The following is a 25,146-nucleotide window of genomic DNA, read 5'->3' on the forward strand; positions in this document are numbered from 1 at the left end:
GGGTTGAACAGGCCGTCCGGGTCGAAGGCCTTTTTCAGACGCTGCTGAATCAGTTTCAGCGCCGGCGCCTGGGGTGCATCACCTCGCCACAGCGGTCGCCGCCGCGAAACAGGCTGACCTGACCGCCGGCCGCTGCGGCCAGCTGCTCCATCCGTTCCCGGTCCGAATCGCCGCGGTACCAGCGCTGGGCGCCGCCCCAGTCGATCAGCCAGTCGCCATCGAGCGGCAGGGGGTCCGCACTCGAGCGGATCGAGAAGCGCCACAGCGGCCTATCCTCGTCGAAGAAGCCGAGACGCTGGTCGCGCAACGCCTGCCAGAACGCCTGATCATCCTCCAGCCGCTCCCCGCCCCACTGACGCACCGTGGCATCGACGGCCGTGCGGGCCCCCGAGAGGCGCAGGTAGAGCCGGCCATCATGCCAGCAGGCCGCCGACAGCGGTTTCGGCTCGCCGGCACGCTCGTTCATCAATCGCACGGCCTCGGCCAGGTCGGCTTCACACACCAGGGTGACCGTCGCGGCCGGCCTGGGCAGTACCTTGAGGCTCACCTCGGTGATGACACCCAGCGTGCCCATGGCCCCGGCCTGAAGCCGCGAGACATCGTAGCCGGCGACATTTTTCATCACCTGGCCGCCGAAGCGCAGCTGCTCGCCCAGGCCGTTGATCAGCCGGATGCCCAGCACCTGATCCCGTACCGATCCCCACCAGGGACGTGCGGGACCTGACTGGTTGCAGGCCAGGGTCCCGCCGAGCGTTGCCTGGCCGCCAAACAGCGGCGGCTCGAACGACAGCATCTGTCCCTGTTCGTCCAGTGCCGCGGCGATCTCGCTCAGCGGTGTGCCGGCCCGGGCCGTCAGCACCAGCTCCACCGGCTCGTAGCTGAGGATGCCGCGATGACCGCCGACATCGAGCGGCTCGCCGCTGCGTTCGCGACCCATGAACGACTTGCTGCCGCCCCCTGAATGTTCAGTTTGTCCCCGCTCTGCCGGGCCTGCAGGACCTGATCCTGCAGTTGTTTGCTGATATCGCTCATTTCAGGCTCCCACGGGTTCGGGTGTGGATTCGATCGACCGGTATTCCTGGCAGTGGCGCAGCGTCGGCACGCCCTTGCCGGGATTCAGGGTCCCCGCCGGATCGAAAGCGTCCTTGATCGCATTGAACTGGCGCAACTCCTGCTCGTTGAACTGCACCGGCATCTGGCGGATCTTCTCGATGCCGACACCGTGCTCGCCGGTGATGCAGCCGCCGACCTCGACGCAGAGCTCGAGGATCCTGCCGCCGAACGCCTCGGTTTTCTCGAACTCGCCCGGCACGTTGGCATCGAACAGAATCAACGGATGCAGGTTGCCGTCGCCGGCATGGAAGACGTTCGCGACCCGCAGCCCGTAACGCTCCGACATCCGCTCCATCTCGGTCAGTACCCGGGCCAGCTGGCCGCGCGGAATGGTCCCGTCCATGCAGTAGTAATCCGGCGAGATGCGCCCGACCGCCGGGAAGGCCGACTTGCGCCCTTTCCACAGCAGCGCCCGCTCCGCCTCGTCATGGGAGGTGCGGACCGAGGTGGCACCGAGCTGGCGGAACAGGCTCTCGACCTTTTCGATATGCTCCTGCACCTCCTCCGCCGTGCCGTCGACCTCGCACAGAAGCAGCGCCCGGGCATCCCTCGGATAGCCGGCCCGGGCGAAATCCTCGGCCGCCTGGATCGCATGGGTGTCCATCATCTCCAGCCCGCCCGGAATGATGCCCGCGGCGATGATGCCGCCGACCGCATCGCCTGCGGTCTGCACGCTGTCGAAGCCGGCCATCACCACCCGCGCCCGCTCAGGCGTCGGCAGCAGTTTCACGCGCACCTCGGTGACGATGCCCAGCAGGCCTTCGGAACCGGTCATCAGCGCCAGCAGGTCCATGCCGCCGCTGTCGAGCCCTTCGCCGCCGATCTGCACCCGCTCGCCTTCGACGGTCAGCATCTCGATGCCGAGGATATTGTGCACCGTCAGGCCGTACTTGAGGCAGTGCACCCCACCGGAGTTCTCGGCCACGTTGCCGCCGATGGTGCAGGCGATCTGGGACGACGGATCGGGCCCGTAATAGAGGCCGAACTCGGCCGCCGCCTCGCTGATCGCCAGGTTCCGTACCCCGGGCTGCACCCGGGCACTGCGCGCGAGCGGGTCGATCCCGAGAATGCGGTTGAACTTCGCCAGCGACAGCACCACCCCTTCGGCATGGGGCATGGCACCGGCGCAGAGGCCGGTACCGGCACCGCGCGCCACCACCGGCACCTGTTCGCGATGGCAGATGCGCAATACCTCCTGCACCTGCTCGACGGTCTGGGGCAACACCACCAGCATCGGCCGCTCGCAGTACATCGAGAGGCCGTCGCACTCGTAGGGGCGCAGCGTCTCGTCATCGCTGATCACGTATTCGGGATCAATGAAGCGTCGAAAGCGGTCCGCCAGATCCGATTTCTTGGGGTTGTTCAGATTGCTCATCGGCCACTCCGGCTGAAAAGATGGGTTTTCGATTCGCCTCAGCCCAGGCTGCGATGCAGGTGATCGATACCCGCCTGGGCGCAGGCCATATCCTGCTGCGGCGTACCGGAACTGATGCCGATCCCGCCGACGACCGCACCGCCGACCTCGACCGGCAGTCCGCCGCCGACCACACTGATGCGTCCGCCCAGCGCGGTATGGATACCGAACACCAGGTTTCCCGGCGTGCAGGCCTGGTTGTATTCGTGGGTCGCCTTGCGTGCCGCCGCCGCGGTGAAGGCCTTGTCCTGGGCGACGGTGACACTGGTCACCTTACCACCGTCCATGCGCTCGAACGCAATCAGGTTGCCGGACTCGTCCGTCACCGCAATACACATCGGCACCCCGATCTCGCGGGCATGCCGCGCGGCACCCTCGATAAGAACGCGGGCCTCGGCCAGCTCGAGTCGTTGAATGGACAACATCTTTGCTCACTCCTGTTCGACAGAAAATTTCCTGTATTGCTTCATGACTAACGGATGCACGAAACCTACACACTCGCTTTCACTTCGCGGCGCCAACGGTGCAACAGCGGCTCGGTGTACCCGTTGGGCTGCTCGCAGCCCTTGAAGATCAGGTCGCAGGCGGCCTTGAAGGCGAGGCTGCGGTCATAGTCCGGGTCCATCCGGCGATAGGCCGGGTCACCGGCGTTCTGGTTGTCGACCACCGCCGCCATCCGCCGCAGCGTATCCATCACCTGATCGTCGGTGCAGATACCGTGCAGCAGCCAGTTGGCCAGGTGCTGGCTGGAGATCCTCAGTGTCGCCCGGTCCTCCATCAGTCCGGTGTTGTGGATATCGGGTACCTTGGAGCAGCCGATGCCCTGATCGACCCAGCGCACTACATAACCGAGGATGCCCTGGACGTTGTTGTCGAGCTCGGCCTGGATCTGCTCCGGGCTCAGGCGCTGCTCGCCGAGCAGCGGCGGCGTCAGCAGCAGGTCCAGGCTGCCGCGCGCCCGTTCGGCCAGTTCGCGCTGGCGTGCCACCACTTCGACCCGGTGGTAGTGGACGGCATGCAGCGTCGCCGCCGTCGGCGAAGGTACCCAGGCACAGTTGGCGCCGGCCCGGGGATGGGCGACCTTGGCTTCCATCATCCGCGCCATCTCGTCCGGCATCGGCCACATGCCCTTGCCGATCTGCGCCACGCCCTGCAGACCGCACTCGAGGCCGATGTCGAGGTTGCGGTCCTCGTAGGCCTGAATCCAGGGCTGCACCTTGATCGCCTCTTTCGGCAGCACCGGCCCCGCCTCCATGCAGGTATGGATCTCGTCGCCGGTACGGTCGAGGAAACCGGTATTGATGAACACCAGCCGCTCGCGCACCGCACGGATACACTCCGCGAGGTTCGCCGAGGTGCGCCGCTCCTCGTCCATGACGCCGACCTTGAGGGTATTGGGCGCCAGGTCCAGGGCCGTTTCGACTCGGCCGAACAGCCTGTTGGTGAAGGCGACCTCGTCGGGCCCGTGCATCTTCGGCTTGACGATATAGAGACTGCCGCGGCGGCTGTTGCGGTACCGTCCCAGCCCCCGAGGTCGTGAATCGCGCAGAGACTCGTGACCATCGCATCGAGAAAGCCCTCGGGTACCGGCCGACCGTCGCGGTCCAGCACCGCATCGGTGGTCATGAGATGGCCGACGTTGCGCACCAGCAGCAGGCTGCGGCCATGAAGGCACAGGCGTTCGCCATCCGGCGTACGGTATTCCCGGTCCGGATTGAGACGCCGTGTCATCGAGCGCCCGCCCTTGACGAAGGTCTCCTCCAGGGTTCCCTTCATCAACCCCAGCCAGTTGCGATAGACACCGACCTTGTCATCGGCATCGACGGCCGCGACCGAGTCTTCGCAGTCCATGATGGTGCTGAGCGCCGACTCCAGTATCAGGTCGCGCAGACCGGAACTGGCCATCTCGCCGATCGGATGGCTGCGGTCGATCTGCAGCTCGAGGTGCAGGCCATTATTGCGCAGCAGGATCACCCGGATGCCGTCCTCGTCGCGGAACCCGGCGAACTGCGCCGGATCCTGCAGGCCGGTGGCACGACCGTCGGTCAGGGTTATCACCAGCTCCGTACGACCGTTGCGACGCTCCAGCCCGTAGTCGGCCACCTCGGCATGGCCGCCCGCCGCCAGGGCGCGGCCTGATCGAGAAAATCCGCCGCCCAGGCAATTACCGCCAGCCCCCGTTCCGGGTTGAAGCGGTTGCCCTTGCCCAGGCCACCCTCCTCCGGAATCACGTCGGTGCCGTAAAGGGCATCGTAAAGGCTGCCCCAGCGGGCATTGGCCGCGTTGAGGGCGAAACGCGCGTTGTTGACCGGCACCACCAGTTGCGGCCCTGCCACCCGGGCGATTTCGTCGTCGACGCCCGTGGTGGTGATGCTGAAAGGCTTCCCCTCCGGCACCAGGTAGCCGATGTCGCCGAGAAAGGCGCGGTATTCGGCCATGTCCAGCGGCTGACCCTTATGGCTACGGTGCCACTGATCCATCAACGTTTGTATCTCGTCGCGCTTTTGCAGCAGGGCCCGGTTCATCGGCGCCAGATCGTCGACGATGGCCTCGAACTGCGCCCAGAAACGCTCGGGCTCGATACCGGTTCCCGGTGCGATCTCGTCGGCAACCAGTCGGTAAAGCGGCGCCGCGATCTGCAGACCACCGAGTTGGATTCTGTCGTTCATGCGCTCTCTCACTTGTTGTTCATACCCGTGCGCCCCCTGCAGGCAAACACCTGCATGACGGACAACAGGGGGAATCATCGGGGGCGATCCGGCGGCGCCCGCCGGATCGCATCAGCGTTTAGCCGTACACCAGATTGGGCAGCCAGGTGACCACACCCGGCAGCAGGATGCAGACCATAAGCCCCAAAGCCTGCAGTGCCAGGAACACCAGCGACGACTTGAAGATGGTGCCCATCGATATCTCCGGCGGGCAGACGCCGCGGATATAGAAGAGCGCGTAGCCGAACGGCGGACTCAGGAACGACATCTGCATGTTCACCAGGTAAAGCACGCCGAACCAGAGCACCACGTCCTCCCCGGCACCGCCGGCAGGCCGAACAGGCCGTCGAACTCCAGCGCCTGAACGATGGGAATGAAGATCGGCACCGCCAGCAGCAGGATGCCGACCCAGTCCAGGAACATGCCGAGAACCACCAGCAGCACCATCAGCATGAACAGAATGCCGTAGGCCGAGAGGCCCGTACCGAGAATGGTCTCGGTGATGAAGTCCTGACCGCCCTGGAGGATGTAGAAGCCGACGAACACCGAGGCGCCGAACATGATCCAGAGCACCATGGCCGAGGCCTTGGCCGTGGTCACCGAAGCGTCCTTGAGGGCCGCCACCGAGAAGGCACCGTGTTTCCAGGCCACCAGCATGGCGCCGAAGGAGCCGATACCGGCCGCTTCCACCGGCGTCGCGATGCCGCCGAACAGCAGGCCCAGCACCAGCATCACCAGGATCAGCGGCGCGACCAGATCCTTGAGCAGCAGGATCTTTTCCTTCAGCGATATGCGCTCCTCGACCGGCACCGGCGGGCCCATCTCCGGCTTCAGCCAAGTGCGGATCAGCACATAGGCGATATACATGCCGGACAGCATCAGACCGGGCACGATGGCACCGAGATAGAGTTCGCCGACCGACTGCTGCGCCACCACGGCATAGAGAATCGCCAGGATCGACGGCGGAATCAGGATCCCGAGGGTGCCCCCGGCCATGATCGAACCCAGCGCGATCTGATGATCGTAGCCGCGCTTGAGCATCGCCGGCAGCGCGATGATGCCCATGGTCACGACGGCGGCGCCGATCACGCCGACCATGGCGGCGAGGATCGTCGATGCGAGGATCGTGGCCGTGGCCAGACCGCCGCTCAGGCCGCCCATCCACTTGTAGACGACGTTGAACATTTCCTCGATCAGACCGGCACGCTCGAGCATCGACGCCATGAAGATGAACAGCGGAATCGCGGCCAGATCGGAGTTGGTCATCATCGGGAAGATGCGCCCCGGAATGATGTTCAGCATGGTGGCATCGCCGACCAGGTAGATGAACATCACCCCCAGGCCGCCGGTGACGAAAGTCAGCGGCAGGCCCATCATCAGCGCCACCAGCAGCGAGCCGAACATCAGATAGGTCAGCGGTCCTATCTCGACATCGGCCAGGCTTCCGGCGAGGCGGAACAGGAAATAGTCGTCCTCGTAGGGATCGAAAAACAGCGTATTGAGGGTTTCGACACCGATCACGACCGCCATCGCCACCGTGGCCAGTACCATCAGCCAGGTACCGAGGGTACCGGTAAGGGTGGAGCCCCGGGCGGCCTTGAACTCGATTGGATTCATAACCTTGGTATTCATCAGAAGGCCTCCCGTCCCATGCGGACGAACAGCGCGACGTCCTTGATCAGTTTAGAAAGACCGGCCAGCAGGATCAGCACCGAGCCGAGCAGCATTACGGCTTTCACCGGCCAGTACTGGATACCCCAGGTCTCGACGGTGGTCTCGCCCATCGACCAGGCATTCATGAAGAAGGTCCAGGAGGTTCCTGTCAGCGCCAGCGCGAAGATGAAGAAAAACATCGAGGTGAAGATGTCCATGCCCACCCGACCGCGCTCCGGCAGGAAGTTGTACATGACATCGACACGCACATGGGCGCCGTGCAGCAGCGCGAAGCCACCGGCCATCAGATACTGCATGCCCAGCAGCAGATAGCTGGCCTCGTGCACCCAGATGGTCGGCATGTTGAACAGGTACCGCATGACGACCTCGAAGAAATAGAAGCAGACGGCGTTGACCGTCCAGAACGCCACGAAGACGCCCGATTTCTCGCTGATCCAGTCGATGACGCGGGTCAGGCGATTGCCTTCGATATGGCGCTGAATCAACGGATCCTCTTCGGCCTGCACCTCGCCCATGACCGGGTGCGAGGTTTCCGCTGCAGCCCCTTTGCGGGCCTGGCGCCGGTCCAGCGCGATCATGATCAATGGCATCACTGCCAGCCAGCCCCAGTACAGCCAGTGGGGCATTACGAAACCGAATCCTTCCAACTCAGACATGATGTACAACCTCTCGTGTTGAGTCCGGGGGCGGGAACCGCCCCGGAAGGGATTCGCCCGTTATTCCATGCCCTTGATATCGTCAGCCGTGATGTAGCCGACGGTATCGTTCATCATGTACTTGAGCTGCAGCTCGAAGATTTCCTTGGCGTCGGCATCCTTGTTGGCCCACTTGTACCAGACCGGGATGGCGGCACGACGGAAGCGCTCGAGGTCCTCCTGACTCAGGCGCGAGACCCCGCTGCCGGCGGCCTTGAACTTCTCCATCGCTTCGACGTTGCGTTTCTGGATGGTCAGATAGTGCTTCTGGGAGTAGTTGCGCACCTCGTCCTCGACGATCCGCTGCACCTTCTCCGGCAGTTTCTCCCAGGCCCGCAGATTGACGGTCAGATCCATCAGGTCCACCGGCTGGTAGATGGACATCACCCCCGGCGGCCCCATCAGGATGTTGTCGGTGACCTGGGCGAAGCCCAGCTCGTAGTTCACCGCCGGCCCGACATAGTCGGCGGCATCGATGGTTCCTTTCTCCAGTGCCGGGAAGATATCGGAACCCGGCAGGCTGACGGTCGAGACGCCGAACTGCTGGAATACCTCGGCCACCATGCCGCCCGGCAGGCGGACCTTCATGCCCTTGAGGTCATCGAGACTGTTGACCGGTTTTTTCGAATGGATGATGTTGGCATCGTGCTGAATCGGACCGACATAGAAAAGCCCGAGCTTCCTGTAGATCTCGCGGGTCTTTTCCAGCATGCCCATGCTGTAGAACATAGTGTCCCACTGGTGTGGCTGGTCGGGACCGGCCGGATAGGAGGTCAGAAATACGGACGCCGGAATCTTGCCGGACCAGTACAGGGTGAAGGGGTTCATGCCCTGCAGCACGCCGTTGCGCACCGCATCGAACAGCGCATTGTTGTCCGCCGCGACGGACTTCGCCGGGAAGCATTTGAACTTCAGCTCGCCACCGGTTTTCTCCTCCATGCCGTTGCACCACTCCTCGAACAGCGTGTAACCCACGGTGCCGGCATCCCAGACCGACTGCACCTTCCAGGTCTGGGCGGCCTGGACCGGTGCCGCGGTCAGGGCGGAGACTCCGAAAACGGCGGCCGAGGCCAGGACCAGGGATTTCAGGAAACCGCGCCGGTGCGATGCGCCGGATGCAGTGTTGTTGTCTTTGCGATAGCTCATGGATTCTCTCTCCAGATGCGTTGTTATTGTCGGTGCCAACGGGGCGGAACACCGGTTGAAGGTGCGACAGGACCCTGAATCAGGGCCGGCCCGCAGCGAAGCACGGAGCGAGTTTCAGCCGGCTCCGACAGGCCGTCCACTCAATTGAGAACTGGTCCGACCAGTTTCTTGACCGGCGCCATGGACGGATCTACGGGAATACCCGATAGTAGCGGTGCAGTCGGCCACTGCACCGGCCCCTGACCGAACCTGCGGAGGACTGGTCCAACCAGTGATAGCGCCAACATGAACAACAATAAGCAGCAGCCCATTGCCCAGGCCATCGCCCACCGCCTGGAGCAGCTGATCCTGGACGGCAGTCTGGCGCCGGAACAGAAGATCCCGTCCGAGCGCCAGCTGGCGGCCAGGCTCGGGGTGTCGCGCTCGATCATCCGCGAGGCGCTGCACGAACTGCACGGCCGCGGCATTATCGAGACCCGTCACGGCAAGGGCTCCTTCGTCGCCGCGATCGTGCCGGAGCCGGAAGACGAAAGCCCGCTGATGCAGCTGTACTTCGGCCATGCCCGCACCCTTTTCGATCTGCTCGAGGTACGCGAACAGCTGGAGGGGCAGGCCGCGTTCCTCGCCGCCCAGCGTGCCACCGACAAGGACCAGTACCGCATCACCCGCGCCTTTGAAGCCATGGAGGCGGCGGACCCTCTGACCAACGCCGACCTCGACCATGCCTTTCACCGCGCCATCGTCGAGGCGTCCCACAACCCGGTGCTGATCCATGTGCTGAACAGCCTCAAGAGCCTGATGCTGCACTCCGTCCAGGCCTCGGTACTCAACCTCAGCCATCGCACGGCGTTCAAGCAGCAGATCGACAAGCACCACCGGCAGATCTACAACGCCGTGATCAGCGGACAGGCCAACTGGGCACAGAAGGCCGCCATGGCCCATGTGCGCCATGTCAGCGAGGCGTTGCGCCAGATCGAGCAGGAAGAGAAGAGCCTCATCCGCGCCGCCATCGACGCCGGCCGCGAGGCCGAAACCACAAACTGAAATCAACTTCCAAAAATATAGAGCCAAGGTGGCGATTTCCAAAAACCGTCGCCTTGGCTCTTTTTGTTTATATAAACAATTGTTTTTAATGATATTGGTATTTTCCAAAAACAGCCATGCAGATATTTCACAATCCACATTGTGAAATTCATTTCCATTTTTTGTTGAAATCGTTGGTTCGAACTGCTTTTATTGAAGCCAACAGCGGGCCGGGCCGCTCCGGGTTTCCACTTAACAGCGAAGGGGAGGAAGCTTCCATGGCAAAAATGCGAGCGATAGAAGCAGCAGTCGAGATACTCAAGAAGGAGGGCGTCGAAACGGCCTTCGGTGTACCGGGGGCCGCGATCAACCCGTTCTACGCGGCGCTGAAGAAGCTCGGCGGTATCGACCATGTGCTTGGCCGCCATGTCGAAGGCGCCTCCCATATGGCCGAGGGTTACAGTCGTGCGAGACCCGGCAATATCGGCGTCTGCATCGGCACCTCGGGACCGGCCGGAACCGACATGATCACCGGTCTGTATTCCGCATCGGCGGACTCCATCCCGATGCTCTGCATCACCGGCCAGGCGCCGCGCGCCCGCCTGCACAAGGAGGATTTCCAGGCCGTCGACATCGAATCGATCGCCAGGCCCGTGACCAAGTGGGCCACGACGGTGCTGGAACCGGGGCTGATTCCCCAGGTGTTCCAGAAGGCGTTTCACCTGATGCGTTCGGGCCGCCCGGGCCCGGTGCTGATTGACCTGCCGTTCGATGTGCAGATGGCCGAGATCGAGTTCGACCCGGATCTGTACGAACCACTGGTGCCCTACAAGCCAACCGCGACCCGCCGCCAGGTCGAGCGGGCACTGGAGATGCTGCAGGCCTCGGAGCGACCACTGATCGTCGCCGGCGGCGGCATCATCAATGCCGATGCCTCCGACGCTCTGGTCGAACTCGCCGAGAGCCTCGGCGTACCGGTGATTCCGACGCTGATGGGCTGGGGCACGATCGCCGACGACCATCCGCTGATGGCCGGCATGGCAGGACTCCAGACCTCACACCGCTACGGCAACGCCACGCTGCTGACGTCGGACTTCGTGCTCGGCATCGGCAATCGCTGGGCCAATCGTCACACCGGCTCCGTCGAGGTCTATACGAAGGGACGTACCTTCGTTCACGTCGATATCGAACCGACCCAGATCGGCCGGGTTTTCACGCCGGATCTGGGCATCGTCTCGGATGCCGGCGCCGCCCTGGAACTGTTCGTTGAAGTCGCCCGCGAATGGCAGGCCTCCGGCAGGCTGAAGGACCGCTCCAGCTGGGCCGCGGACTGCCGCGAGCGCAAGCAGACGATGCAGCGGCGCAGCGATTACGACCAGGTCCCGGTCAAGCCGCAGCGCGTCTATGCCGAGATGAACAAAGCCTTCGGCCGCGACACGCGCTACGTCACCACCATTGGTCTGTCGCAGATCGCCGCCGCCCAGCAGCTGCACGTCTACGAGCCGCGCAACTGGATCAACGCCGGACAGGCAGGACCGCTGGGCTGGACAGCGCCGGCCGCGCTCGGGGTCGTCAAGGCCGACCCGGATCGCGAAGTGGTCGCGATCTCCGGCGATTACGACTTCCAGTTCATGATCGAGGAGCTGGCGGTCGGCGCCCAGTTCAACCTGCCCTACCTCCATGTCGTGGTGAACAACTCCTACCTGGGGCTGATCCGCCAGGCGCAGCGCAACTTCGATATCGACTACTGCGTGCAGCTGGCGTTCGACAACATCAATGCGCCCGAACTGGAGGGATACGGCGTCGACCATGTCGCCGTCGTCGAAGGCCTGGGCTGCAAGGCGATCCGGGTGCGCGATCCGAACGAGATCGGTGCGGCCTTCGAGGAGGCCCGCCGGCTGATGACCGAATACCGGGTACCGGTCGTCGTCGAGATCATTCTCGAGCGGGTGACCAATATCGCCATGGGCACCGAAATCGATGCTATAAACGAATTCGAGGAGCTGGCCTAGGAGGCACCGATGCCCCAACGGCGAGCTCGCTGCAGGATTAATACGTGGGAGCGGCTTTAGCCGCGAAGTGGGATAGCACCATAGGTGGCTGTTCGCGGCTGAAGCCGCTCCCACAAGAAGCCGCTCCCACAACCGACTGAATGGAGGTCACAAATGCCACGCTTTTGCGCCAACCTGTCGATGCTCTTTACCGAGCACGACTTTCTCGACCGTTTCGACGCCGCGGCCAGGGCCGGTTTCAAGGGTGTCGAATATCTCTTCCCGTACGACTACGAGCCGAACGAGATCAAGGCCGTGCTCGAGGCCAACGGCCTGACCCAGGTACTGTTCAACCTGCCGGCCGGCGACTGGGCCGCGGGCGAGCGCGGCATCGCCTGCCACCCGCACCGTGTCGAGGAGTTCCGTGCCGGCGTCGACAGGGCGATCGAGTACGCCCGGGTGCTCGGCAACGGCCAGGTCAACTGCCTGGCCGGTATAAAGCCTGCGGACGTCAGCGACGCAGTCGCCGAAGAGACCCTGGTCGAGAACCTGAAGTACGCCGCCGGTAAGCTCGAGCAGGCCGGCATCCGGCTGGTAATGGAGGCGATCAACACCCGCGACATCCCGGGCTTTTTCCTCAACAACACCCAGCAGGCGTTGCGCATCCGCGAGCGCGTCGGCAGCGGCAATCTGGCGCTGCAGTACGACATCTACCATATGCAGATCATGGAGGGCGATATCTGCCCGACGCTGGAAGCGAACATCGGCGCCATCCAGCATGTGCAGCTGGCAGACAACCCGGGCCGTCACGAGCCGGGGACCGGCGAGCTTAACTACCGCTTCATCTTCGGCTTCCTCGACCAGCTCGGCTACGACGGCTGGATCGGCTGCGAATACAAGCCGGCCACGACCACCGAAGCCGGTCTGGGCTGGATGAAAGAGCACGACATTCTGTAACCACTAAATATGTGGGAGCGGCGCCCTCGCCGCGAATAAGGCGGCGTCGGATGCCATTCGCGGCGGGGCGCCGCTCCCACAACAAGAGCACAAACGGAGGCAAAACAATGGCCAAGATCGGATTTATCGGCACCGGCATCATGGGCCTGCCCATGGCGCAGAATCTCGCGAAAGCCGGCCACCAGCTCTACGTATCGACCCAGCGCAGCCCGGTCCCGGCGGACCTGGACTGCGCCGAAGGCTGCCCGACACCGAAGGCGGTCGCGCAAGCGGCCGAATTCATCATCCTGATGGTACCCGACACCCCCCAGGTCGAAGAGGTGCTGTTCGGTGAAAACGGCGTCGCCGAAGGCGTCGGCGAAGGCAAGGTCGTCATCGACATGAGTTCGATCTCGCCGCTGGCCACCAAGACGTTCGCCCGGCGCATCAACGAACGCGGCGGCGAATACCTCGACGCCCCGGTCTCCGGCGGCGAAGTCGGCGCCGTGGCCGGCACCCTGTCGATCATGGTCGGCGGCAGCGAGGAGACCTTCGCCCGCGCCCGGCCGCTGTTCGAGATCATGGGCCAGAACATCACCCTGGTCGGCGGCAACGGCGACGGCCAGACCGCCAAGGTGGCCAATCAGATCATCGTCGCGCTGAATATCCAGGCGGTGTCCGAGGCGCTGCTGTTCGCGTCGAAAGCCGGCGCGGACCCGGCCAAGGTGCGCGAAGCGCTGATGGGCGGCTTCGCCTCGTCGAAGATCCTCGAGGTGCACGGCGAACGCATGGTCAAGGGTACCTTCAACCCGGGATTCCGGATCTCACTGCACCAGAAGGACCTCAACCTGGCCCTGACCGGCGCCCGGGAGCTGGCCCTGAATCTGCCCAACACCGCTCTGGCGCAGCAGAACTTCAGCACCTGCGTGGCGCTCGGCGGCGGCGACTGGGATCACTCGGCCATGATCCGGGCACTGGAGCACATGGCGAATCACAGCATCCGCGACGAATAATCGACCTCGATGGCGGGAAAAATGCAGGTTGGGTGGAGGCCCGCAGGGCCGAAACCCAACGATGGCCTCGGACCAACCTGCTGCCGGCAGCTCGATCAGGTCCCGGGCTCGCCACGCAGCACTTCTTCCAGGCTGACCTTGTGGCAGATGGCATCGCGAATATAGTCGATCAGGTTTCGGGCCGAGCGGCGGATGTACTTCTCCATCTCCGGATCGAGACAGTTGCCCTCTTCGTCGAAAAGCTGCTGCACCTTCGCCACCGAAACCGCCATCGGCAGCGGAATCGCACCGACGTGGGCACAGATGGCGCGCAGCTGTTCGGTCGACTTGATCGCGCCAATCACCCCGGCCGCGACGCCAAGCAGTGACACCGGCTTGTCCGCCAGCATGCTGGGAAAACCGAGGTTGTCGATCGCCAGTTTCATCGGGCTGCTGATGCCGCCATGATATTCGGGCGAGGCCAGCAGCACGCCGGTCGCCTCGCCGACCGATTTTTGAAACTGCTCGATGGCGGCGGGATTTTTCGCCGGCAGACCCGGCAGCGGCAGGTCCAGCGACTCCAGATAGACAGGCAAGACCTCGACATCCGGAATCCTGGAAAACTCGTCCAGCGCCAGTTGCAGCGCCTTCGCGGTGTAGTTTCCGGGCCTTACGCTTCCGCAGATAGTGACAATTCTGATGGCCATAACAGTCTCCAGTCTGTCCTTCGGGCACCGCCCTGTTGAAGAAGGCAATTTAGTATGGTTGCGTCTGCCTGACGGATGTGACGCGACCCTCGTACACGCCGACGGTATACTCCATGCCATCACGAACATAGATCCAGCGCTCGAGGTTGCCGATTTCTGTGCAGTCGTTCGTCAGGCAGATCCTCTCGTAACGTACGGCCTTGGGTTCGCCGGCCAGCTCAAGCAATATCTCGGCCAACTCGCCTTCCCTGATAACGGTCCCGCCGACGACCATCTCGTCGGCGACGGAGCCGAGCGGCAACAGAACCAGTACCAGCGCCGCCAGTTTCGTCATGCGCGCGCAACCGCCTCCATTCCCCCGGTACAACTGAAAAAATGTGCGCACCTTACATCTCCTTGCCAGCCGACGGCTACGACGCATCCACCTGCGACAACTGGATTGAAATTTCACCTTTTGCCGGTTTCAAGCATAGCAGGGTATTTCGGGGCGGGGCCTGCCGCGGCGGCCGCAGGACCGAATACATACTCAGGCGCTGGACCGTTCGAACGGCAGCGGAAAGAACAGGATCGAAATCGACAGGAGCGACAGCATGGCTACGGCCATGCCTGAGAAAAAATGGCCTCCCCGCAGGGACTCGAACCCCGATTTAAGCCTTAGGAGGGCCTCGTTCTATCCAGTTGAACTACGGGGAGAGGCACGGTCACGGATCGGCTGGTGGGACCCGTGTTCTGAGTTGCGAAGCGCATGCTATTGAATTCCCGGCGGTGCGTCAACCTGCACGAGGCAATGAACGAGCTGACGACTCTCTAATTTCAGTCTCCCTCAGCAGACCCTGACCCTTCCTGCCGTGCTTTTTCGCTGCCACCGAAAACACGTCAATCCATATTGATACAACCAATGATAATTATTATCATTACTATCCTTTTTATCCTCCCCCCCCCCAAGGATTGAACCATGGATGAGATCTCGCAGCTCCAGCAGCCACCATCCACAGCCGTTATCGCCGATACTCCGGCCGCTGCGGATACAGGCTTTGCGACCGACGCCCTGTCTTCGACTGCCTCCCTCTCGCTGAGGGATCCGTTGCTGGATTTTCTCCAGGTCGGCGGCCCGGTGGTCTGGATTCTGCTCGGTTTTTCCGTGCTCGCCCTGAGTATCGCCCTGATCAAGCTCTGGCAGTTCGCCCGGCTGCGTCCCGAAAGCAGCGGCGATATCGAAGAAAGTCTCACCCACTGGCAGGCCGGACAGGCCGGTCCTGCGCTCGAAGCTCTCAAGCCCCGGCGTCCGGCATCCGAACTGGTGGCGCTGGCGATGCAGGGCCTCAGCGACGAATCGCGCGACCTCCCGCTGTTAAAGGACGAACTCGAGCGCGTTGCGACGCTGCGCCTGAACCAGTTGCGCGCCCTGCTTCGCCCGCTCGATGTCATCGCGACCTTGAGCCCGCTGCTCGGCCTGCTCGGCACGGTGCTCGGCATGATCGTCGCGTTCCAGCAGATGGAAGCGGCCGGCAGCCAGGTCGACCCCTCGGTGCTGTCCGGCGGCATCTGGCAGGCGCTGCTGACCACCGCCGTGGGTCTGGCCGTGGCGATTCCGGTGGTCACGGTGCACAACTGGCTCGAGCGCAAGACCGAACGGGTCGCCGCACTGATGAACGATGCCGTGACCCGCGTATTCACCGGCCGGCCGGGAAAGCTGAAGCTGGCCGAGGCGGGCCGTCATGCGGCTTGATGTCGCCCTCCCGTCCAGAAGACGTGCCATCAGCCTGACCCCGCTGATCGACGTGGTCTTCATTCTGCTGCTGTTCTTCATGCTGTCATCGACCTTCCTGCAGTGGCGCCAGATCGATCTGTCGACGCCGGGCGAGACAGCGACCGAGGCGCGGAGGTCCTCCGCGTCCACCTGCTGACCGAGGATGGACGTTTCGAACTGAACGGACGGCAGTACGGCATCAGCGATCAGGCCGCTCTGGTCCGGCTCGTCGCAAGCAACCCTGATGACGTCTATGCCCTGAGCGTGGCGCCGGGACTGACAACCCAGGCGATGATCCGGCTACTGGATGCACTCAAGGCCGCCGGCGCCATCCATGTATCCCTGACGGAAACGGCGCCATGAAAATCGCCTTGACCCAGAATCGCAGCCGGCCGGCCGGCGACGACAACCTGATCCCGCTGATCAACGTCGTCTTCCTGATGCTGATCTTCTTTATGGTCGCCGGCCAGATCAGCCGCTCCGATGCGCTCAGGATCCTGCCACCGGCCTCGATCAGCGAGACGCGGACAGCCGATGAGAACCGCGCCCTGGTGCTGATTGCCGATAAGCTGCTCTATCTCGACGATGAAGCCGTGACGCTGGACAGCCTCGGCGACAGCCTGGCACGGAAGTTCGAACAGGCAGAGGTTCCGGAGGACTTTTCGGTGCTGGTCAAGGCCGAGGCCAGCACACCGGTCGACGAACTCCAGGCGGTACTGAGGCAGATCCGCTCGGCGGGACTGATGAAGGTGTCGCTGGCCACCCGGCTTCGGGGAGAGTCGGCATGATCGGCACCCGTCACTGGCTGACAGCGCTGCTGCTGGCGGTTGCGCTTCACCTGCTCGGATTCGTTGTCGTGATGGCGCAGGAAGCGGACGACGGCGCGAAAGGTGCGGGCGAACAGGGCATCGAGATCGACCTCGGCATGCTCGGTGACCTGGGGGCAGAGGCCGAGACCCTCGAGGCGGTGGCACCGGAACCGGAGCCCGAGCCGATACCCGAGCCCGAGCCCGAGCCTCAACCGGAACCGGAGCCCGAGCCGGTCGCGGAGCCGGAGCCGGTAACGCCGCCCAAGCAACAGGCGGAGGTACGCACCGAGCCAATGCCGGAACCGAAACCGGCACCGAAACCCAGGCCCGAACCGGCTTCCAAGACGGAGCAGACGGCGAAGAGCGGGAAGACGCAGCAACCGAGCAGCCGCAAGGCCGCAACCGGCCGTGCAAACGCGGCCAGCAGCGGCGGCGACCCGGCGGTCCGGCAGTCCTACTACGCGGTACTGGCGGCACATCTGGCGAAGCACAGGCGCTACCCGGTCGCCGCCCGCCGCCGCGGCGAGGAAGGTATCGTCAAGCTGTTCTTCGTGCTCGATCGCAACGGCGAGATCGAAGAGTACCGGATCAGCGAAAGCTCGGGCCACCGCCGGCTCGACGAAGCGGTGATCCGGATGCTGGAGAGCGCCCGCCCCTTGCCGGCCTTCCCGACCGGGATGAAGGAGATGCAGCTGTCGGTCAGTCTTCCGATCGCCTTCGCGATCAACGAGCGCCGCTAACGGTTGAGCCGGCCAGAAGCGACGGGCAGGCCCAACCGTCGACTAACTCAGCGCAGAAACTCTTCGCGGGTGCGGGCATCGCTTTTGAAAATGCCGCCCAGCGCAGTGGTTTCGGTCTGGGAGTTGACGTCCATCACGCCACGGGATTTGACGCAGTAGTGGGTCGCATTGATGGTCACGGCGACGTTGTCGGTCTCGAGCAGCGTCTGCAGCGCCACCAGAATCTGCTGCGTCAGGCGCTCCTGCACCTGCGGACGCTGGGCGAAGAAACGCACGATGCGGTTGATCTTGGACAGGCCGATAATCTTCCTGCCCGGTATATAAGCGACCTTGGCGGCACCGTCGATGGTAACGAAGTGATGTTCACAGGTGCTGACGACGGCAATATCGCGCACCTTGATCATCTCCTCGACGGCCATTTTGTTCTCGATCAGGGCCATTTTCGGAAACTGACTGTAATCGAGACCGGCAAAGATTTCGCTGACGTACATCTTGGCGATCCGGTGCGGGGTCTCCGTCAGGCTGTCGTCCTCGAGATCGAGTCCCAGCGTACCGACCACCTCGGTCATCAGTCCCTTGATACGCTCATACTTCTGTTCGCGACTCATGCCGTTGTCTTTGAGCGGCGTCTCGAGTCCCTTCTCCTGCAACACCTCACGAACCAATTTCGCTTCGTCGGAAATCATCTTCTCACCCTGGGTTCGCCCGATACTATCGGTGCATATGATTCATTTACGAGTCTCTCCCGCGATTGGATTGTCCTGGTCGTGCGGGTCCCGTTTTTGACGCCGACAAGTGTGGCGCAATGATGATCAGCACGGAAGCACTTTCTGTCTCCGTTTTGTCATGTTTAATTGCTAATCGGCAATCCGGATGAATACTTTAGCGGCACAGCAGCAATACGAAAACAGTCAGGGTGTAAATGATGCCAAAGTCGCAGCCGTCACCACCTGGCGGGTGACGGCAAGGACCAAACCGGGCGCACATCCATGGGCACCGCTGACGGCAGCCCCGTGGATGCGTTTCTGCATCACCCCGGCGAAACCGACCAGGCATCGTAGCCGTAGACCCAGTCGGCGTTGCCGCCGGCCTTGAGCCACTCGTTGCCGCGCGAGCCACGCTGAACCCGGGCGGTCCTTTCCTTGCGCCCCGCTTCATAGCGCTGGAAGGCTGCCGCGACACCCTTGCAGTCGACACCGGCCATGGCCCGGCCCAGCACCACCGCATCCTCGATCGCCATGCAAGCGCCCTGAGCCATGAAAGGTACCATCGGATGGGCCGCATCACCCAGAATCGTCACCGCCTCCTTCGACCAGACCGGCAGCGGCTCGCGGACGTAGAGCGCAGACTTGGTGACCTCGGTGCAGGCCTCGAGCAGGGCCCGGGCTTCGGGATGGAAGTCACGGTAGATCTCCCGCAGCTCCTCGACGTCACCCGCCAGGGTCCAGGATTCCTGATGCCAGTTGTCGAGCGGCGTAGTCGCGAAGATGAAGGTATCGCGGCCGCAGTTCAGCGGGAAGGTCACGATCTGCATCTCCGGCACCGGGCCCCACCACTTGGTAAAGGCATCGAGATTGGGAATGTCGAGTTTGTCCGAGGGCACCACCGAGCGATAGGAAACGATGCCGGTGAACTCGGGACTGTCCTGTCCGAACAGCGCCGTGCGAATGGCCGAATGGATACCGTCGGCACCGATCAGGGCGTCACATTCGAATTCAGTGCCATCGGTAAACTGCACCCGGACGGCCCCCTCGCCCTGTTCGAAACACTCCACCTGTTTGCCGAAGCGGACCGAGTCTTCGGGAATCGAGGACAACAGTGACTGCAACAGGTCCGCGCGATGAATGGTCAACTGGGGCGCACCGTATTTCCGTACCGCCGTATCGGCCATTTCCAGCCGGGACGTTTCCTCACCGCTGTCCCACAGACGGCTGATGCGGTAGGTCGGGCGGGCCGCCGTCTCGCGCAGCTTGTCGCCCACGCCCAGGCCGTCGAGCGCCCTGACCGCATTGGGCGTCAGGTTGATATCCGCACCGATGCGAAAGAACTCTGCGGCCCGCTCGAACAGTACCACTTCGTGCCCCTGGGCCCGCAATGCGATCGCCGCCGCGACACCGCCGATACCTGCACCGCTGATTGCTATGGTCAAACCCGCCATGCTGCTGTCTCCAAGTCGATTATTTTATGTTAGTTCATATATGAACATTTTGTTCAATTATGAACTAGTGTACTATGCAGCAGAGGCGCAGGCCCGTCAACCGGGGTCGCCCCGGCAGAATCAGACAATGCGGAGGATCCAATGGACGCAGACTCGAAAGCGAAGGTGTTGACCGAAGAAGGCAGCCGCGACTACCGGGTACCGCCGGTGATGCGAGCCTTCCATCTACTGCGCTTCATCGGCAGTGGTCAGGATTGCAGCAACGTTCAACAGGCGGCACAGGCCCTGGGCATCAACCGCACCACCCTGATCCGGCTGCTTCAGACCCTGCTCGCAGAGCGGGCGATCGCGCGCACGACCGATGGCCGCGGCTACCGCCTGGGTCCGGGCCTGGTCTCGCTCGCGGCCCAGGCCCTCGAGCAGCAGGACCTGGTCGAAGTCGCCCGGCCGGTACTGCTGCGGCTGTCAGGGAGCTCGGCCTCTCGGCCTACCTCGGCATTCGCGATGGCGACTGCTCGCTCTATCTGGCAAGACAGACGCCGCAACGCAGCCTGGTCAGCAATATCCGGGTCGGCAGTCGGGTGCCGCTGCCGGCCACCAGTATCGGGCGGGTGCTGCTGGCCGGGATGAGTGACGACGCGATCAGGGAACTGTTACCGGAAAAGCAGCTCGCCGACCTCAGCCAGGGCCAGTTCGAACAGCACGCAGAACTGCTCAAATCGTTGCAGCAGGATCGTCGGGAGGGTTTGAGCTGGAGCATCGGATGCTACGAGGCGGGAGTCGGCTCCTGTGCGGTACCGGTTCCGGATCGCCGCGGACACGCCGTTGCCGCGATCAACGTCGTCGGCCCGCAGCCAGCCTTCGAGAGTGCCGCCGGGCGTGCCCGCATCGGCGAGCACCTGCGACGGGCTGCAGCCGAGATCGCGGCACCCTCGGGCATGGCACGGGACTGACAGGCACGGCCAACGCGCCAACACTGACCGGAATCAATAAACGGCCGTTGACCCGGATGAATCGATCATGATTCAATCAAGCAACCATATATAAAATATATTTTCCTATATGAACAAAAAAACGGAACAATATATCGTCCCCGGACTGGTTCGGGGCCTGGCCGTACTGCAGGTGTTCGACAACCGCCACAAGGAACTGTCGATGGCCGAGATCGCCGAACGTATCGGTCTCAACCGCTCCAGCGTCTTCCGGCTGGTCTATACACTCGAGAACGACGGCTTCCTGCAGCGCATCGCCGGCGGCAACCGCTACCGCCTCGGCGCACGGGTACTGGACCTGGGCTTCCGCTTCCTGACCGGTCTCGACATGCTGGAACCGGCCCGCCCCATTCTCACCCGTCTCTGCGACGATACCCGGATGACGGCCCACCTGGTCATTCGCGACGGTACCGATATCGTCTATGTCGACCGTTACCAGGCCAATACACCCTTTACCAGTACCGTCAGCGTTGGCACCCGCTTTCCCGCCTATGCCACCACGCCCGGTCAGATACAGCTCACGGGACTGGGCGAATCGCAGATCCGCAGGCTCTTTCAGGGTATCGAGATGCAGCCCTTTACCAGCCGCACGCCGACCAGCATCGAAGCGTTGCTCGAGCGCCTGGAGCATATACGACCGCAACCGGCGGTGGTCAGCTGGGGGCATTTCGACACTCGCATCTCGGCCTGCACGGCACCGGTGCTTGGTCGCGGCCAGAAGATCGTCGCCGCCGTGTCGGTCAGCTGCCCGATCGGCAGCGTGGCCCGGGAGGAACTCGAAGGCGGCGTGCGCGACAGCGTGATCCGGGCCTCGCGGGCACTTTCGAAAACCCAGGGATGGTTTGCGGGGTGAAAAAACCAGCCCGGTGTCGAGGCCGACACCGGGCTGGAAATCATCGAAGGGGTTGCGACACCTGGTTATCAGAAACGCACGTTGACGCCGATACCGAAGTTGTCGTTATCCGACTCGTCGTAGGCTCCGGCTTCGGCCCAGAAGTCGAGATGCCCGTCGTGGGTGTATTTCACCTGGGCGAGCACTGCGCTGTCTTCGGTCAGTGCACCGGAGGTTGGTTCCTCGCGATCCTGGTAGGACAGCGAGTAGGCGAACTTGTTGCGGGTGTAGGTACCGGTGACACCGTAGACATCGAAGTCGGCACCGGTGGCCCCGAGGTCGCGGTTCGCCTCGTAGACGCCGGCCAGGCGGAAGTGGTCCCAGTTGTAGTGCGATGCCACGACCCAGCGCTCGCGGTCGGTTTCGCCTGAACTGATGCCGATCATCTCCTTGTCATAGACACTCAGATTGACACCGAACATGAAGCGGTCGGTCTTGTAGACACCATGTGCGATCTTGAGGTCATCATCGGTCGAGCTGCCGTTATCGACGCTGGCGAGCACGAACTTGGCATAGAAGTTGTTCCAGACCGGGGTTTTGTACACCAGGCCATCCTTGCTCCACTTGGTCTGAGTCCACATGCGCGCGCCGTTGGGTGCGCCCGATGGCGTGCTGTCCTGGGTGTTCAGCTCGAAGACATCCACCGGCTCGTAGAACTCTTCGTAGACGCCGGATTTGGCGTCACCGAACGCGAAGAGACCATAGTCGGTAATAAAGGCCGCGCCAGCATAGCGAATGAAGATATCGTCATCGTCATCGTGCAGCTGGTTGATTGCACTGTAATAGATGCTCTTGGTGCCATCACCGTCCGCCAGAGGCGCAAAGTCCGCTTCGAAGCGGTATGCCAGCTTGAGGCTGTCCGACAGAAGATGCAGTCCGCGCGCGCCCAGTATCGCCTTGGAAAGATAGGGGTGGAGTCGGTATCGTTGCCGAGAAAATTGCTTTCCTCGAAGTGGGCAATACGACCGCTGAGCTGACCATAGACGGTCGGCATTTTCATTTCGGCCTGGGCGCCAAGGGAGGCGGTCGCACAGGTGACGGCAAGGGCAACAGCAGAACGTTTCATCGATAGACCTCGGTCTTGTTGTTGTAGTTTTGAATATGAACTCTTCATTTAAATTCAAACACAACCTAACCCTGCTCGTTTTCTAGATCAACTATCGATTTACATATAAAACTTTTATGCTTCATTTCATATACTAAATCCCAGTACCTCGCTATCCAGCCGGTCCCGGCATCGCTCTTTCGATCACCTCCTCCTGCCAGACCCGACGCGATCACTCGCCAGCACGAACACAGGACCTGGCCGCAAAACAATTATTTAAATCCATAATTTCAATACCTTAAACAAACCTCACCTAACCTTTGAGGCCACAACCATCCCGTTCAGGTCCTGACCGGTAACGTCCGACACGGTTCTCGCGACCTCCTTCCAGGGTTGCATTGGGGTATCAAAGCTGATATTCCTAATACGAAACGCTAGTTCACATTTAAAACAATATCGATCTGGACAGCTTGCCGTGAACGCCTCGACTGCCTCGAGCGGCAAGCAGCAGCGTCCGGCTTCGGAAAACCAACAGGGTCTAGTGGTACATAACAATGAATAGCCTGCCGTCTGCACTCGAGTTCCGCGGAGTCACCAAGGGGTTCCGGCTCCCGAACTCGACCGACACCCGCATCGCCATCAACGATGTCAACTTCAACGTCCGCAACGGCGAGTTCGTCGCCATCGTCGGCCCCTCGGGTTGCGGCAAGAGCACCATCCTCAACATGACCGCCGGGCTCTACCAGCCTACCGCCGGCGAGGTCTATGTCAGTGGCGAACAGGTCACGAGCCCCAACTCCCATGTCGGCTTCATGCTGCAGAAAGATCTGCTGCTGCCCTGGCGGACCATCGTCGGCAATGTCGAGTTCGGCCTCGAAGCACGGGGCATGGGTAAAGCGGATCGCCGCGAAGTGGCGCTGAGCGAACTCAAACGCTGTCACCTGGAGGATTTCGCCAACCACTATCCCTACCAGCTGTCCGGCGGCATGCGTCAGCGCGCCGCCCTGGCCCGCACCCTGGCGATCGATCCGGCGATCGTGCTGCTGGACGAGCCGTTCTCGGCGCTGGATGCCCAGACCAAGCTGCTGCTGCAACAGAATTTCGGTGAAACCATCATGCAATCGGGCGTGACGACGCTGCTGATCACCCACGACCTGTCGGAAGCGGTGTTCATGGCCGACCGCATTCTGGTGCTGAGCGAGCGGCCGGCGACCGTGATCGAGGAGATCGTCGTCGACCTGCCGACACGCGGCAACCTGATGGAAAGACGCAAGTCCCCCAAAGCCTCGGAGTACATCGGCCGTCTCTTCGAGCTGCTGAAACTCGAGTCCCGTGCAATCTGAGAACAACAACAAGGTGAACCCATGATCAAGACACTGAAAAAAGCCGCTGTCGTACTGGCCGCCTCGCTGGCGGTGCAAGGTGCCGTCGCGGCCGACAAACTGACCTACCTGTTCCCGGCTCCGGATACCCTGCCGGCCTTCGCACCTTTCCAGATCGCCAAACACAAGGGCTACTATGCCGACGAGGGGCTCGATGTCAGTTTCCAGATCGGCAAGGGCGGTGCCGATGTCGCCAAGCAGGTGGCGATCGGCAATGCCGACATGGGCGGCGGCATCGGCGACACCCCGATCGTCACCCGCGCCAACGGTCTCAAGGTCAAGGGGGTCGCATTGCTCGGCGGCCAGGCGCTGACCCAGATCGCGGTCCGCCGTGACGCCGGCGTCAAGTCGATGGCGGACCTCAGGGGCAAGGCGATCGGCGTGCTCTCCTACAAGGACACCACCTATTACAACCTGCTGGCGGTGCTGGCCAGCGCCGGGCTTTCGCAAAGCGACGCATCCGTTCAGGCGCTGGGCCCCGGCGGCATCATCAAGCTGATGATCTCCGGCGATATCCAGGCGATGTCCGGGGTGCCGGAATGGGTTGCCGCGGTACAGGGCGCCGGCATCGAGGTCGACGTCTTCAATATCAACGACATCTTCCCGGCCATGGCCCAGGCGATGCTGGCCTCCGATGACACCATCGCCAAGCGCCCCGAAGCGGTGCAGGGTTTCGTCAAGGCGACCCTGAAGGCCGTGCGCGAGATCCGGCCGACCCGCAGCAGGCGGCCGCCGACTACATCGCCGCGGTGCCGAACCACACCGGCAAGGAAGCCCAGATCGCCGACATCCTGGGCCGCTACAGCCGCCTGGTCTATCCGACCGCTGCGCCGCTCAAGCTTGGCCAGTTCGATGCGGCACGTCTCAAGACGGTACAGGACTTCTACCTGCAGAACGAAATCGTGCGCCGGGCCGTACCGATCGAGGAAACCTTTACCAACCAGTTCGTGATGGACTGAGGTCTGCCGGGAGGCAAGCG

Annotated in this window: 25 protein-coding genes, 1 tRNA gene and 2 pseudogenes; 14 read left to right on the forward strand and 14 right to left on the reverse strand. The window is 62.7% G+C overall.

Annotation, left to right across the window (positions count from 1 at the left end; translation table 11 throughout):
- Window positions 1-55 precede the first annotated feature (55 nt).
- The 8 genes and pseudogenes from glcE to dctP all read right to left on the reverse strand — a co-directional run bounded on the left by glcE (window position 56) and on the right by dctP (window position 8,750).
- Window positions 56-937, reverse strand: coding sequence for a glycolate oxidase subunit GlcE (gene glcE / locus ACFQDL_RS06805; protein ID WP_379908356.1), 882 nt, complete (start codon window positions 935-937; stop codon window positions 56-58).
- 96 nt (window positions 938-1,033) lie between these two features.
- Window positions 1,034-2,488 carry an FAD-linked oxidase C-terminal domain-containing protein gene (locus tag ACFQDL_RS06810; RefSeq protein WP_379908357.1) on the reverse strand — a complete coding sequence of 485 codons (1,455 nt, stop codon included), beginning with the start codon at window positions 2,486-2,488 and terminating at the stop codon, window positions 1,034-1,036.
- Between the two features lie 38 nt (window positions 2,489-2,526).
- Entirely contained in the window at window positions 2,527-2,952 is a 426-nt protein-coding gene (locus tag ACFQDL_RS06815; protein ID WP_379908358.1) for a GlcG/HbpS family heme-binding protein, read from the reverse strand.
- A 65-nt stretch (window positions 2,953-3,017) separates the two neighbouring features.
- Window positions 3,018-5,196: pseudogene (locus ACFQDL_RS06820) on the reverse strand (malate synthase G).
- 118 nt (window positions 5,197-5,314) lie between these two features.
- Window positions 5,315-5,542 (reverse strand): TRAP transporter large permease subunit, encoded by a 228-nt coding sequence (locus ACFQDL_RS06825; RefSeq protein WP_379908359.1) that lies wholly within the window; start codon window positions 5,540-5,542, stop codon window positions 5,315-5,317.
- Entirely contained in the window at window positions 5,512-6,867 is a 1,356-nt protein-coding gene (locus ACFQDL_RS06830) for a TRAP transporter large permease (protein WP_379908360.1), read from the reverse strand. The genes ACFQDL_RS06825 and ACFQDL_RS06830 overlap by 31 nt, the downstream gene beginning before the upstream one ends.
- Window positions 6,867-7,565: a TRAP transporter small permease subunit gene (locus tag ACFQDL_RS06835; protein ID WP_379908361.1), complete on the reverse strand. Its 699-nt coding sequence runs from the start codon at window positions 7,563-7,565 to the stop codon at window positions 6,867-6,869. Before ACFQDL_RS06835 ends, ACFQDL_RS06830 begins: the two co-directional genes overlap by 1 nt.
- Window positions 7,566-7,625: 60 nt before the next feature.
- Window positions 7,626-8,750: a TRAP transporter substrate-binding protein DctP gene (gene dctP / locus ACFQDL_RS06840; protein ID WP_379908362.1), complete on the reverse strand. Its 1,125-nt coding sequence runs from the start codon at window positions 8,748-8,750 to the stop codon at window positions 7,626-7,628.
- 285 nt (window positions 8,751-9,035) lie between these two features.
- Here dctP and ACFQDL_RS06845 point away from each other — a divergent pair, with 285 nt between their 5' ends.
- The 4 genes and pseudogenes from ACFQDL_RS06845 (at window position 9,036) to glxR (ending at window position 13,713) form a co-directional block, all read left to right on the forward strand.
- Window positions 9,036-9,794: an FCD domain-containing protein gene (locus ACFQDL_RS06845; protein ID WP_379908363.1), complete on the forward strand. Its 759-nt coding sequence runs from the start codon at window positions 9,036-9,038 to the stop codon at window positions 9,792-9,794.
- Between the two features lie 257 nt (window positions 9,795-10,051).
- Window positions 10,052-11,826: pseudogene (gene gcl / locus ACFQDL_RS06850) on the forward strand (glyoxylate carboligase).
- A gap of 112 nt (window positions 11,827-11,938) precedes the next feature.
- Entirely contained in the window at window positions 11,939-12,721 is a 783-nt protein-coding gene (gene hyi, locus ACFQDL_RS06855) for a hydroxypyruvate isomerase (RefSeq protein ID WP_379908364.1), read from the forward strand.
- Between the two features lie 107 nt (window positions 12,722-12,828).
- Entirely contained in the window at window positions 12,829-13,713 is an 885-nt protein-coding gene (gene glxR / locus ACFQDL_RS06860) for a 2-hydroxy-3-oxopropionate reductase (RefSeq protein ID WP_379908365.1), read from the forward strand.
- A 95-nt stretch (window positions 13,714-13,808) separates the two neighbouring features.
- On the opposite strand, the gene ACFQDL_RS06865 is transcribed toward glxR, so the two are convergent.
- The 3 genes from ACFQDL_RS06865 to ACFQDL_RS06875 all read right to left on the reverse strand — a co-directional run bounded on the left by ACFQDL_RS06865 (window position 13,809) and on the right by ACFQDL_RS06875 (window position 15,092).
- Window positions 13,809-14,399 carry an NADPH-dependent FMN reductase gene (locus ACFQDL_RS06865; RefSeq protein ID WP_379908366.1) on the reverse strand — a complete coding sequence of 197 codons (591 nt, stop codon included), beginning with the start codon at window positions 14,397-14,399 and terminating at the stop codon, window positions 13,809-13,811.
- A gap of 49 nt (window positions 14,400-14,448) precedes the next feature.
- Window positions 14,449-14,784 carry a hypothetical protein gene (locus tag ACFQDL_RS06870; protein WP_379908367.1) on the reverse strand — a complete coding sequence of 112 codons (336 nt, stop codon included), beginning with the start codon at window positions 14,782-14,784 and terminating at the stop codon, window positions 14,449-14,451.
- A gap of 232 nt (window positions 14,785-15,016) precedes the next feature.
- A tRNA-Arg gene (locus tag ACFQDL_RS06875) sits at window positions 15,017-15,092 on the reverse strand.
- Between the two features lie 262 nt (window positions 15,093-15,354).
- Here ACFQDL_RS06875 and ACFQDL_RS06880 point away from each other — a divergent pair.
- From ACFQDL_RS06880 to ACFQDL_RS06900, 5 genes are read left to right on the forward strand one after another with little or no spacing between them, the layout of a single operon-like run.
- Entirely contained in the window at window positions 15,355-16,128 is a 774-nt protein-coding gene (locus ACFQDL_RS06880) for a MotA/TolQ/ExbB proton channel family protein (protein ID WP_379908368.1), read from the forward strand.
- A complete protein-coding gene (locus tag ACFQDL_RS06885; protein WP_379908369.1) occupies window positions 16,118-16,306 on the forward strand; it encodes an ExbD/TolR family protein in 189 nt (62 codons plus the stop codon). Before ACFQDL_RS06880 ends, ACFQDL_RS06885 begins: the two co-directional genes overlap by 11 nt.
- A complete protein-coding gene (locus tag ACFQDL_RS06890; protein WP_379908370.1) occupies window positions 16,231-16,512 on the forward strand; it encodes an ExbD/TolR family protein in 282 nt (93 codons plus the stop codon). The genes ACFQDL_RS06885 and ACFQDL_RS06890 overlap by 76 nt, the downstream gene beginning before the upstream one ends.
- Entirely contained in the window at window positions 16,509-16,937 is a 429-nt protein-coding gene (locus tag ACFQDL_RS06895; protein ID WP_379908371.1) for an ExbD/TolR family protein, read from the forward strand. The genes ACFQDL_RS06890 and ACFQDL_RS06895 overlap by 4 nt, the downstream gene beginning before the upstream one ends.
- Window positions 16,934-17,698, forward strand: a complete 765-nt coding sequence (locus ACFQDL_RS06900) for an energy transducer TonB (protein ID WP_379908372.1) — start codon at window positions 16,934-16,936, stop codon at window positions 17,696-17,698. The genes ACFQDL_RS06895 and ACFQDL_RS06900 overlap by 4 nt, the downstream gene beginning before the upstream one ends.
- Before the next feature lie 47 nt (window positions 17,699-17,745).
- Here the strand turns inward: ACFQDL_RS06900 and folE are convergent, their stop codons facing one another.
- Window positions 17,746-18,384: a GTP cyclohydrolase I FolE gene (folE, locus tag ACFQDL_RS06905; RefSeq protein WP_379908373.1), complete on the reverse strand. Its 639-nt coding sequence runs from the start codon at window positions 18,382-18,384 to the stop codon at window positions 17,746-17,748.
- 344 nt (window positions 18,385-18,728) lie between these two features.
- Entirely contained in the window at window positions 18,729-19,856 is a 1,128-nt protein-coding gene (locus ACFQDL_RS06910) for an FAD-dependent monooxygenase (RefSeq protein ID WP_379908374.1), read from the reverse strand.
- Window positions 19,857-19,997: 141 nt separating this feature from the next.
- Between ACFQDL_RS06910 and ACFQDL_RS06915 the strand changes: the two genes are divergently transcribed.
- The 3 genes from ACFQDL_RS06915 (at window position 19,998) to ACFQDL_RS06925 (ending at window position 21,701) form a co-directional block, all read left to right on the forward strand.
- On the forward strand, window positions 19,998-20,486 hold the full coding sequence (locus tag ACFQDL_RS06915) for a helix-turn-helix domain-containing protein (RefSeq protein WP_379908375.1): 489 nt from the start codon (window positions 19,998-20,000) through the stop codon (window positions 20,484-20,486).
- Window positions 20,381-20,809, forward strand: a complete 429-nt coding sequence (locus ACFQDL_RS06920; RefSeq protein WP_465264012.1) for an IclR family transcriptional regulator — start codon at window positions 20,381-20,383, stop codon at window positions 20,807-20,809. The genes ACFQDL_RS06915 and ACFQDL_RS06920 overlap by 106 nt, the downstream gene beginning before the upstream one ends.
- A gap of 109 nt (window positions 20,810-20,918) precedes the next feature.
- On the forward strand, window positions 20,919-21,701 hold the full coding sequence (locus ACFQDL_RS06925; RefSeq protein ID WP_379908376.1) for an IclR family transcriptional regulator: 783 nt from the start codon (window positions 20,919-20,921) through the stop codon (window positions 21,699-21,701).
- A gap of 68 nt (window positions 21,702-21,769) precedes the next feature.
- On the opposite strand, the gene ACFQDL_RS06930 is transcribed toward ACFQDL_RS06925, so the two are convergent.
- Entirely contained in the window at window positions 21,770-22,864 is a 1,095-nt protein-coding gene (locus ACFQDL_RS06930) for a porin (RefSeq protein WP_379908377.1), read from the reverse strand.
- A gap of 475 nt (window positions 22,865-23,339) precedes the next feature.
- Here ACFQDL_RS06930 and ACFQDL_RS06935 point away from each other — a divergent pair, with 475 nt between their 5' ends.
- Window positions 23,340-24,128 (forward strand): ABC transporter ATP-binding protein, encoded by a 789-nt coding sequence (locus ACFQDL_RS06935; RefSeq protein ID WP_379908378.1) that lies wholly within the window; start codon window positions 23,340-23,342, stop codon window positions 24,126-24,128.
- Window positions 24,129-24,149: 21 nt separating this feature from the next.
- Window positions 24,150-25,118 (forward strand): ABC transporter substrate-binding protein, encoded by a 969-nt coding sequence (locus tag ACFQDL_RS06940; protein WP_379908379.1) that lies wholly within the window; start codon window positions 24,150-24,152, stop codon window positions 25,116-25,118.
- The last annotated feature ends 28 nt before the right edge of the window (window positions 25,119-25,146 follow it).

Origin of the sequence: Marinobacterium aestuariivivens, from assembly GCF_042661465.1 — a bacterium.
Lineage (GTDB): Bacteria > Pseudomonadota > Gammaproteobacteria > Pseudomonadales > Balneatricaceae > Marinobacterium_A > Marinobacterium_A aestuariivivens.